We start from the raw sequence: 10648 nt of genomic DNA on the forward strand, positions 1-10648 counted from the left end.
CCGCGCCGAGTGCCTCCGGCCCCGCGCGCGGACGCCCCTCCCGGCGGACCTCGCCGGAAGGGGCGCCTGCCCTGACAGGGCGTGCCCGCGGGCTACTTCTGGCTGATCAGCTCGATCTCCGCCAGCGTCGCCGCGTCGTCGAGCACCAGCCGGTACTTCGCGTACGAGCCGGGGCGGCCCACGGAGAACACGCGGGTCTGCTTGTCCCAGGCGAACGCCTGTCCGGACCGCTTGTCGAGGTCCTTCCAGACCGACCCGTCCGCGGAACCCTGCAGCACCCATCCCGCCGGCGCCTTCGCCGCCGTGGCCGACGTCAGCGTGTACTGGAGCGCCTCGGTGCCCGCACCGGCCGGCAGGTCCACCGACGAGACGGTGGCCGAGGTGGCCGAGGTGTTGTCGTAGAGCGCGCCGTCACCCGTGAGCACGTCCGCCTGCGGCGCCGGCACCTTGCCGTCCCGCGTGATGGAGACCGGGGCCGCGTTCGGGCCCGTGCCCCAGGCGGACGGCTCGGAGCCCATGTCGAACTCCAGCACACCGCCCTTGGCCAGCAGGTCGTGCGGCAGTGCAGTGGACGTCCACTTCTTTCCGTTGACCTTCAGCCCCTGGACGTAGATGTTCCGGTCGCTGTTCTTCGGGGCCTTCACCACGAGCGAGCGCCCGTTCTCCAGGTGCACCGTCGTCTTCGTGAAGAGAGGCGAGCCGATCGCGTACTCACCGCTGCCCATCACCAGCGGGTAGAAGCCGAGCGAGGAGAAGAGGAACCAGGCCGACTGCTCGCCGTTGTCCTCGTCGCCGTGGTAACCCTGGCCGATCTCACTGCCCGTGTACAGGCGGCCGAGGACCTCGCGGACCTTCTCCTGCGTCTTCCACGGCTGCGAGGCCGCGTCGTACATGTACGTGACGTGGTGTGCGACCTGGTTGCTGTGCCCGTACTGCCCCATGCGCACATCACGCGCCTCGGTCATCTCGTGGATGACTCCCCCGTAGGAGCCGACGAACTCCTGGCCGGCCGTCTCCGGGGTGGCGAAGTAGGTGTCCAGCTTCTCGGCGAGACCGTCGCGGCCGCCGTAGAGGTTGGCCAGGCCGCGGCTGTCCTGCGGGGCGGTGAAGGCGTATCCCCAGCCGTTGGTCTCCGTGTAGTCGTAGCCCCAGACCCGCGGGTCGTACTGTCCGGACGGCACGCGCCGGCTGCCGTCGGCGTTCCTGCCCTGGAAGAAGCCGGCCTTGTCGTCGAAGAGCTTGACGTAGTTCTGCGCCCGGTTCAGGAAGTACGCGGACTCCTCCTTGTAGCGCCGCTCCTTCGTCTTCCTGTAGAGCGCCTCGCCCATCTTCGCGATGCCGTAGTCGTTGAGGTAGCCCTCCAGCGACCAGGAAAGGCCCTCGTGCGTCGAGGTGTCGGCGTATCCGGTGAAGACCGACTTCTCCATGCCCTTGCGGCCGACACCCGAGGAGGGCGGTGCCACCGTGGCGTTCTTGACCGCCGCGTCGTAGGCCGCCTCCGCGTCGAAGTCGACGCCCTTGACGTACGCATCCGCGAAGGCCACGTCGGAGCTGGTGCCGGTCATCAGGTCGGCGTACCCGGGGGAGGACCAGCGGGAGGTCCAGCCGCCGTCCTTGTACTGCTGGACGAAGCCGTCGACCATCCGGCCCGCCTGTTCCGGGCTGAGGAGGGAGTACGCCGGCCAGGTCGTCCGGTAGGTGTCCCAGAAGCCGTTGTTGACGTACACCTCGCCCTCGACGATCTTCGCGCCGGTACGGGTCGGGGTGTCGGTGCCGGTCGGGGGCGAGAAGGGGCTCGCGTAGGTGCTCCTGCCGTCGACCTGCTCGAAGCCCGAGTTCGGGTAGAGGTAGAGCCGGTACAGGCTGGAGTAGAGCGTGGTCAGCCGGTCGGCGTCGGCGCCTTCCACCTCGACCTTTCCGAGGACCTCGTCCCAGGCCCGCTGCGCGTTCTTCCTCACCTTGTCGAAGGTGGTCCTCGCCGGCAGCTCCATGGCGAGGTTCTTCTTCGCCTGGTCGACGCTGATGAGCGAGGTGGCGAGCCGCAGGCCGACCGTGCGGTCCTTGCCCGCGTCGAACCGGAAGAAGCCGGTGACGTCGTCGCCGCCGCCTCCCTTCAGCCTGCCGCTGTCGGTGACCGGGGCGTCGAAGGAGCCGTACACGAAGAGCCGGGTGGCGCCGGTGGAGCCGCCGCTCTTCACGTCGGAGTAGCCGGTGAAGGAGCCGGTCTCCGGGTCGAGGGTGAGCCCGCCCCTGTTGTCGACGTTGTCGAAGACCAGGCTCGCGTCGTCGCCCGGGTAGGTGAACCGCATCCGCGCCGCGTGGTCGGTCGGGGCCATCTCGGCCTCGATGCCGTTCTCGAACGTCACCCCGTAGTAGTGCGGCGTCGCGGTCTCGTTCTCGTGGCGGAAGGGCAGCGCGCGTGCCGTGCGGGAGGCGTCCGGGGTGCCGGAGGCCGCCGAGGGCATCACCTGGAAGGTCTGGCGGTCGCCCATCCAGGGGCTCGGCTCGTGGCTGGCGCTGAACGCCTGCATCGTGGGCAGGTTGTCCTCGTTGTTGCCGCGCGCGTAGTCGTACAGCCAGCTCGTGGAGCCGGCGTTGGTCACCGGGGTCCAGAAGTTGAAGCCGTGCGGGACGGCGGTCGCGGGGAAGTTGTTGCCCCGCGAGAAGCCGCCGCTGGAGTTGGTGCCGCGCACGGTCGAGGCGTAGTCCGAAAGGTGCGCCCTGCGCTTCTCCGGCGCCTTCGGGGCGATCGTGATGTCGTCGATCCAGCCCTGGAACTTGGCGGGGCCCTTGGGGGAGTCGTACGCCACCAGGATCCGGTCGACGGTCTTGCCGGCGGCGACGGAGCCGATGGACGAGGCGACCTTGTTCCACTGGTTGACGTACAGCCGCTTGGCGTCGGCCTGTCCCCGGGGGGTCAGTGGGCCGCCGTGGCTGTCGGTCGCCCCGAGGCCGCTCAGGTAGGTGCCGTCGGTGAAGGCCAGGTCCACCGCCACGTGGGTCGCCGGGTAGCTGAGGTCCGTCTGACCCATCTGCGGGTAGACGAGGTAGGAGAGCTGGGTGGTGCGGGTGACGGCCGTGTCGACGTCGAAGACCTTGTTGTACGAGTACGCCCGGCCGTCCGGCTTGTGCGTACCGGCGTAGCGCAGGGCCTTCTTCCCGGTGAAGCCCGCGCCGGACTTGGCGGTGGGGGAGCCCGACGGACCGCGGTCGGTCCGGGTGCGCATGTCGTCGGGGGCGGGGGTGGAGGTGTCCCCGTCGGAGAACTGCACGTCGGCGAGCTGGAGGGCGTCCGCGGCGCCGTTGTTCGCGGTGATCTCCAGCCGGAAGTGCCGGTAGGCCGTGTCCGTCGCGATGCCGTACGACTGTGTCCGGAACCGCTCCGGGAAGGTCTGGCCGGTCCGGGTGTCCAGGTCGGTCCAGGTCCTGCCGTCGGCCGACCCCTTCAGCGTCCAGCTTCCGGGGTCGCGCTCGGCGTGGTCGTTGGCGGAGGTGAGCGCGTACGTCACGACCTTCGTGGGCTCGGCGAGGTCGAACTCGACCCAGCCGGACGGCGCGAAGGCCAGCCACTTGGTGCCGGGCTCCACGTCGACGAGGTTCTCCTTCACCTCACCGCCCGAGGTGTTCTCACCGCTGGCCCGCAGGTCGGTGACCTGATCGGTGACATTGCCCGGTATCCCGGCGGAGAAGCCGCCGTCGACACCCGACGACCTCTTCTTCCCTCCGGCGTCCACCTCGACGGTGTCGCGCCAGTCCGGCTGCTTCTCGTCGGCCTCGAAGGAAGAGCTGAACGACGTGTCGCGGGAGGGTTTCCGGTCGGAATCGGACGGTTGCGCGAAGGCCGCGGTGGGGGCCGCCGCGACGAGGACGAGAGAAGCCGCGACGACCGCGGCGGAGTGGCTCTGTCTCTTTCGGGAGCCGTGGCGAAGACCGCGTAGGGGGTGCATACGGAGCCGTTCCTCCTGGGGGCAATGCAGTGGACAACGTTGTCATAGTGCGATGCGGGTTCCAGTAGGGAGCCAAGTGGCTGTATGTGTCAAGGGTGTTGCACGAGGTGCGCCGGGCGAACCGGCCGTTATGCGGAAAAGCGCGTTCCGGGGCCCGGACGCGCGGTGCCGAGGAGTCCGCGAGGTCTCAACTCGGGAAAGACTGCCGCTCAAACCTGCATTCGATCTTGCTCAGTTGGCGACAAGTGGACTATACCTGTCGGCGTCTGCACAGCCGTTCCACGCGGTCCGCGGGCGCGGGGGACGGGGGAGGGCTGTGCGGCGTCGAGGCGCCTCGCCGCCCGCACCCCGACTCCCCCACTGCACCAGGCATTCCGGCAATTCTGCACGACCCAAGCGCAACTGACCGCGGTGGCGGGGCCCTTCGCCTGAGGCGAATTCACGACGGGGTGACCGGTACACCGCCTGAGTCCTGGAGAAGGCGAGGACTTGAGCATGGGATCCACCTCCGCCCACAAGAATGAGGGCCTTGGCCGTCGCGATGTGATCAAGCGTTCTGCCGCACTCGGCCTGATCGCTGTTCCCACGATGAGCTTCCTGTCGGCCTGCGCGAGCGGCGACAGCGGTAGCGAAGACAAGGTCGAAAAGGGCACGAAGAGCGCCAAGAACCCGCTCGGTGTCAACGAGACCGCCGCCCTCGAGGTCGTGATCTTCAACGGCGGCTTCGGCGAGCAGTACGCCATCGACGCGGAGAAGAAGTACAACGAGGCGTTCCCCAAGGCCCCGAAGGTGAAGCACGCCGCGACGGAGAAGATCCAGTCGCAGCTGCAGCCGCGCTTCAACGGAGGTACCCCGCCGGACCTGATCGACAACTCCGGTGCCGAGCAGATGGACATGGGCGTCCTGGTCGGCAAGAAGCAGCTCCTTGACCTCACCCCCCTGATGGACGCCCCGTCCTACGACGACCCGGCCAAGAAGGTGCGCGACACGCTGCGCCCGGGCGTCCTGGAGATGGGCCAGTTCGACGGCGACCCCGTGTGGATCATGTACTACGCGTACACGGTCTACGGCGTCTGGTACTCGCAGACGAACCTCGAGAAGCTCGACGCCGCGTACCCGGAGACCTGGGACGACATGCTCGCGCTCTGCGCGAAGGCGAAGAAGAAGGGCATCGCCGGCTGGACGTACCCCGGCAAGTACCCCTACTACCTGCCGTTCTCGCTCTACCCCTTCATCGGCAAGATCGGCGGCCGCGAGGTCCTCGACAGGATCGACAACCTGGAGCCGAACGCCTGGAAGGACCCGGCCGTCAAGGCCGCGTTCGAGGCGTACTACGAGCTCTTCCAGAAGGGGTACGTCCTCAAGGGCACCCCCGGACTGACCCACATCCAGTCGCAGACGGAGTGGACGAAGGGCAAGGCGCTCTTCATCCCGAACGGCTCGTGGGTGGAGAACGAGGCCGCGCCCACCACGCCGGACGACTTCAAGATGATGGTCGGCGCGCCGTCCAGCCTCGACGCCTCCGACAAGCTGCCCTTCGGCACCATCTGGGCCTCCGGCGGCGAGCCGTTCATCGTCCCGGCCAAGGCGAAGAACCCGGAGGGCGCGATGGAGCAGCTGCGCATCATGCTCAGCGAGGAGTCCTCCAAGAACTTCACCAAGTCGGTCAAGTCCCTCAGCGCCTTCAACGGCGGCACCGACGGCCTGACCCTGTCCACCGCCATGCAGTCCGGCGTCGACGTCCTGAAGAAGGCCGGCGACAACGTGGTCAACCCGCGGCTGCAGGACTGGTACGTGAAGCTCCAGAAGGAGCAGATCGGAATCGCCGGCATCGGCGAGATGATGGCCGGCCGCGCGACCCCGGCGGAGACCATCAAGAAGATCCAGTCGTTCGCGGACGCCGCGGCGAAGGACCAGTCCATCAAGCACTACAAGCACCAGTGAGCACCCGTCACCAGCGGCGGCACCCGCTCAGAGATCGGGGTCGGTAAACGATGCAGCACGGCAAGTACCGGTTCATCGCGGGATTCCTGGTAGTCCCGCTGGCGTTGTACGCCATATTCGTCGTCTGGCCCTTCGCCCAGTCCATCTACTACTCGTTCACGGACTGGACCGGACTGAGTCCGGACTTCCAGATGGTCGGCCTCGACAACTACAGTCGGATGCTCGACGACGCGACCTTCTGGAAGTCGTTGCAGCACAGCGTGCTGCTCGTGCTGCTGCTGCCGCTGGTGACGCTGGGCCTCGCGCTCTTCTTCGCCTTCATGCTCAACGTCGGCGGTCGACGGCGCAAGAGCGCCGCGATCGCCGGCGTGCGGGGCTCCTCCTTCTACAAGATCGCCTATTTCTTCCCCCAGGTCCTCTCGATCGTGATCGTGGCCCTGCTCTTCCAGTTCGCGTTCAACCCGCGTGACGGGATGCTGAACACGACCCTGCGGGCCGTCGGCTTCAAGAGTCTTCAGCCCGACTGGCTGGGGGACCCGGATCTGGCGCTCTACTGCGTGATGGTGGTCCTGATCTGGTCGACGGTCGGTTTCTTCGTCGTCCTCTTCTCGGCCGCCATGGCGTCGATCCCGAAGGACTTCTACGAGGCCGCCCTGCTCGACGGCGCCGGCCGCGTCACCACGTTCTTCAGGATCACCCTGCCGCTGCTCTGGGACACCGTGCAGTCCGGCTGGGTCTACATGGGCATCCTGGCGCTCGGAGTCGAGGCCTTCACGGCCGTACAGGTCATGACGGTCGGCCCGGGCGGTCCCGACTACTCCACCACCGTCCTGCCGCTGTACGTCTACCAGACGGCCTTCCGCGACGCCCAGGCCGGCTACGCGACCACGATCGGTGTCGGGCTGCTCATCGTGACCATGCTCTTCGCCGCCGCCGTCATGCGACTGGGCCGGCGCGAGCGGCTGGAGTTCTGATGCGGGCCGTCAAGCGGAACGGCGGCCGGGCCCCCGGCTCCACGCAGAACAGTTCGGTCCCGGTGGCCGGCTCGACAGTTGCACGAGGTGAGCACACGTGAAGGTCACTGAGACTCCTCCCGCCGTCCCGGCCCCGCGCTCGCCGGTGAGGAAGACGGACGGCCCGGCCGACGAGCCGGCGGTGAGCGGCGAGGGCAGGGTCCTCAACGTCTTCTCGCACGGCGTGCTGGTCATCTGGGCGGTCCTGGTCGTCATGCCGCTGCTCTGGGCGGTGATGGCGTCCTTCAAGACGGACGACTCGATCCTCTCGACGCCCTGGGCGCTGCCGGACAAGCTGCACTTCGAGAACTGGTCCCGCGCGTGGAACCAGGCGCACATGAGCGACTACTTCTTCAACACCGTCCTGGTGGTGGGAGGGTCGCTCGTCGGCACCCTGCTGCTCGGCTCGATGGCCGCGTACGTCCTTGCACGCTTCGACTTCCCCGGGAACCGCTTCATCTACTTCCTCTTCATCGGAGGGATGAGCTTCCCGGTCATCCTGGCGCTGGTCCCGCTGTTCTTCGTCATGAACAACATGGGGCTGCTGAACACGGCGCACGGCCTGATCCTGGTGTACATCGCCTACTCGCTCCCGTTCACCGTCTTCTTCCTCACCTCCTTCTTCCGGACGCTGCCCACCTCGATCGCCGAGGCGGCCATGCTGGACGGTGCCTCGCACACCCGGACCTTCTTCCAGGTGATGCTGCCGATGGCGAAGCCCGGCCTGATCAGCGTCGGCATCTTCAACTTCCTGGGGCAGTGGAACCAGTACATGCTGCCGACGGTGCTCAACACCGACCCGGACGGCAAGGTCCTCTCGCAGGGGCTCGTCGAACTGGCCACGAGCCAGGGCTACAAGGGCGACTGGTCCGGTCTCTTCGCCGGACTGGTCATGGCGATGCTGCCGGTCCTCCTGGCCTATATCGTCTTCCAGCGGCAGGTGGTCGCCGGCCTCACGGCCGGAGCGCTCAAGTAGTGATCGCGGGGCCGTTTCCCTGACAGCTCTTGTCAGCATCGAGGCAACAACACCCACCAGAACCGAACAGGCGCTCTGCGCCGCAAGCCGCCCCCGGTCACCGGACGGGGGCGGCTTGCGGCGTTCCGGCCTGTTTTCTCCGGTGTCCGTATGTGGAGGCCCCGCGCTCATAGGAGGCTGCGACTGCTCAAGGTCTTGACGGGGGGCACCCCAAAACGCTCAGCTTAGGGTTCACATGTTAGAGAAAACGGCAGGAGTGAGTGAGTCGATGGAGACTCCGGGGTCGCAGACATCTCTGCATCGGGCCAATCTTGAGCGGGTCGTACGGGCCGTACGGATGGCGGGGTCGCTGACCCAGGCCGAGATCGCCAGGAGCACCGGCCTCTCCGCGGCCACCGTCTCCAACATCGTCCGTGAGCTGAAGGACGGCGGCACGGTCGAGGTGACTCCCACCTCGGCGGGCGGGCGCCGCGCCCGCAGCGTCTCCCTGAGCGGGGACGCGGGCATCGTCATCGGCGTGGACTTCGGCCACACCCACCTACGCGTGGCCATCGGCAACCTGGCCCACCAGGTGCTGGCCGAGGAGTCCGAGCCGCTGGACGTCGACGCCTCGTCCGCCGAAGGCTTCGGCCGGGCGGAACAACTGGTCAACCGGTTGGTGGAGACCACCGGCATCAGCCCGGGCAAGGTGATCGGCGTGGGTCTCGGCGTGCCGGGGCCGATCGACGTGGAGTCCGGCACGCTGGGCTCCACCTCGATCCTGCCGGGCTGGACGGGCATCAACCCCAGCCAGGAGCTCTCCGGCCGCCTCGGAGTGCCCGTGTACGTCGACAACGACGCCAACCTCGGCGCCCTGGGCGAGCTCGTCTGGGGCAGCGGCCGGGGGGTCCGGGACCTCGCCTACATCAAGGTCGCCAGCGGCGTCGGCGCGGGCCTGGTGATAGACGGGCACATCTACCGGGGGCCCGGCGGCACCGCGGGCGAGATCGGCCACATCACGCTGGACGAGGCGGGTCCGGTGTGCCGCTGCGGCAACCGGGGCTGCCTGGAGACGTTCACGGCCGCCCGGTACGTCCTGCCGCTGCTCATGCCCAGCCACGGGCCCGATCTCACGATGGAGCGGGTCGTCCAGCTCGCCCGTGAGGGCGACCCGGGCTGCCGCAGGGTCGTCGGCGACGTCGGCCGGCACATCGGCAGCGGTGTGGCCAACCTGTGCAACCTCCTGAACCCCAGCCGGGTGGTCCTCGGCGGCTCCCTCGCGGAGGCGGGGGAGCTGGTGCTCGGGCCCATCCGGGACTCGGTCTCGCGGTACGCGATCCCGAGTGCCGCCCGGCAGCTCTCGGTGCTGCCGGGGGCGCTCGGAGGCCGGGCCGAAGTGCTCGGCGCACTGGCCCTCGTGCTGAGCGAGATGGGGGATTCGACCCTTTTGGACAGCACCCTGCCGGTGGGCACTCCCGCCTTCACTTAGATAACGAATGGCACCGTTGTCATCTCGTTAAGAATTTACTCCTTGACGTCGCCCCTGCGGCCGAGTTGACTTCCAGCCACCTCGGCCGCAACGTCGCGGCCTCGTCAGGGAGGTTCGAAATGAACACGCGTATGCGTCGTGCCGCCGTTGCCGTTGCCGCCACCACCATGGCCGTCTCTCTCGCCGCGTGCGGGAGCGCCAAGGAGTCCGGCGACAAGACCAGCTCCGAGTCGGCCAAGAAGGGCGACGACATCAAGATCGGTCTGCTCCTTCCCGAGAACGTGACCGCACGTTACGAGAAGTTCGACAAGCCGATCATCGAGAAGAAGGTCGGCGAGCTGACCGGTGGCAAGGCGGAGGTCGTCTACGCCAACGCCAAGCAGGACGCCACGCTGCAGTCGCAGCAGGTCGACACCATGATCACGAACAAGGTCGACGCGCTGATCATCGACGCGGTCGACGCCAAGGCCATCGAGAACAGCGTGAAGAAGGCCAAGGACGCGGGCATCCCCGTCGTCGCCTTCGACCGCCTCGCCGAGGGCCCGATCGACGCCTACACCTCGTTCGACAACGAAGAGGTCGGCCGGGTGCAGGGCAAGGCCCTGCTGGAGGCGCTGGGCAGCGCCGCCAAGCCCACCATCGTCATGATGAACGGCTCGATCACCGACCCGAACGCCGCGCTGTTCAAGAAGGGCGCGAAGTCCGTCCTCGACGGCAAGGTGACGTACGGCAAGGAGTACGACACCAAGGAGTGGAAGCCGGAGAACGCCAACGCCAACATGGAGGGCGCGATCACCGCCCTCGGCAAGGACAAGATCGCCGGCGTCTACTCCGCCAACGACGGCATGGCCGGCGGCATCATCCAGGCCCTCAAGTCGGCCGGGCTCTCCAAGCTCCCGCCGGTCACCGGCCAGGACGCCGAACTCGCCGGCGTGCAGCGCATCGTCACCGGTGAGCAGTTCATGAGCGTCTACAAGCCCTACCCGCAGGAGGGCATCGTCGCCGCGGAGATGGCCGTCGCGCTCGCCAAGGGCGAGAAGCTCGACACCCTCGCCACGTCCAAGGTCGACAACGCCGGCACCAAGGGCATCGCCAGCGTGCTCGTCCCGGTCGTCTCGCTGACCAAGGCGAACATCAAGGACACCGTCATCAAGGACGGGATCTACACGCTCGACGAGATCTGCACGGCCAAGTACGCGGCCGCCTGCACCGCCGCGGGCCTGAAGTAAGGCCCCGGCCGTCCGGCCGCCCTCCCGGGCGGGCCGGACGGACCCGAAGCCTGTCCGGCGCCCCGCCCACC

The 10648-nt window shown here is 67.9% G+C and carries 6 protein-coding genes; 5 read left to right on the plus strand and 1 reads right to left on the minus strand.

Annotation, left to right across the window (positions count from 1 at the left end):
• Positions 1-92 precede the first annotated feature (92 nt).
• Positions 93-3947, minus strand: a complete 3855-nt coding sequence (locus tag ABZ371_RS09245) for a GH92 family glycosyl hydrolase (protein ID WP_358675724.1) — start codon at positions 3945-3947, stop codon at positions 93-95.
• Between the two features lie 495 nt (positions 3948-4442).
• Here ABZ371_RS09245 and ngcE point away from each other — a divergent pair, with 495 nt between their 5' ends.
• The 5 genes from ngcE to ABZ371_RS09270 all read left to right on the plus strand — a co-directional run bounded on the left by ngcE (position 4443) and on the right by ABZ371_RS09270 (position 10577).
• Entirely contained in the window at positions 4443-5891 is a 1449-nt protein-coding gene (ngcE, locus tag ABZ371_RS09250) for an N-acetylglucosamine/diacetylchitobiose ABC transporter substrate-binding protein (protein ID WP_358675727.1), read from the plus strand.
• Between the two features lie 50 nt (positions 5892-5941).
• Complete coding sequence (locus ABZ371_RS09255) at positions 5942-6865, plus strand: sugar ABC transporter permease (protein WP_358675730.1); 924 nt, start codon at positions 5942-5944, stop codon at positions 6863-6865.
• 97 nt (positions 6866-6962) lie between these two features.
• A complete protein-coding gene (locus ABZ371_RS09260; protein WP_358675733.1) occupies positions 6963-7880 on the plus strand; it encodes a carbohydrate ABC transporter permease in 918 nt (305 codons plus the stop codon).
• A 268-nt stretch (positions 7881-8148) separates the two neighbouring features.
• Positions 8149-9348 carry an ROK family transcriptional regulator gene (locus ABZ371_RS09265; protein ID WP_358675736.1) on the plus strand — a complete coding sequence of 400 codons (1200 nt, stop codon included), beginning with the start codon at positions 8149-8151 and terminating at the stop codon, positions 9346-9348.
• A gap of 119 nt (positions 9349-9467) precedes the next feature.
• Positions 9468-10577, plus strand: a complete 1110-nt coding sequence (locus ABZ371_RS09270; protein ID WP_358675739.1) for a substrate-binding domain-containing protein — start codon at positions 9468-9470, stop codon at positions 10575-10577.
• Positions 10578-10648: the final 71 nt, after the last annotated feature.

It is taken from the genome of Streptomyces sp. NPDC005899 (genome assembly GCF_040629645.1).
In the GTDB taxonomy this organism is placed as follows: domain Bacteria; phylum Actinomycetota; class Actinomycetes; order Streptomycetales; family Streptomycetaceae; genus Streptomyces.

Coding starts and splice junctions, on each gene's coding strand:
- ABZ371_RS09265 (WP_358675736.1), top strand. CDS start 8,149: ATGGAGACTCCGGGGTCGCAGACATCTCTGCATCGGGCCAATCTTGAG.
- ABZ371_RS09270 (WP_358675739.1), top strand. CDS start 9,468: ATGAACACGCGTATGCGTCGTGCCGCCGTTGCCGTTGCCGCCACCACC.
- ABZ371_RS09245 (WP_358675724.1), bottom strand. CDS start 3,947: ATGCACCCCCTACGCGGTCTTCGCCACGGCTCCCGAAAGAGACAGAGC.
- ngcE (WP_358675727.1), top strand. CDS start 4,443: ATGGGATCCACCTCCGCCCACAAGAATGAGGGCCTTGGCCGTCGCGAT.
- ABZ371_RS09255 (WP_358675730.1), top strand. CDS start 5,942: ATGCAGCACGGCAAGTACCGGTTCATCGCGGGATTCCTGGTAGTCCCG.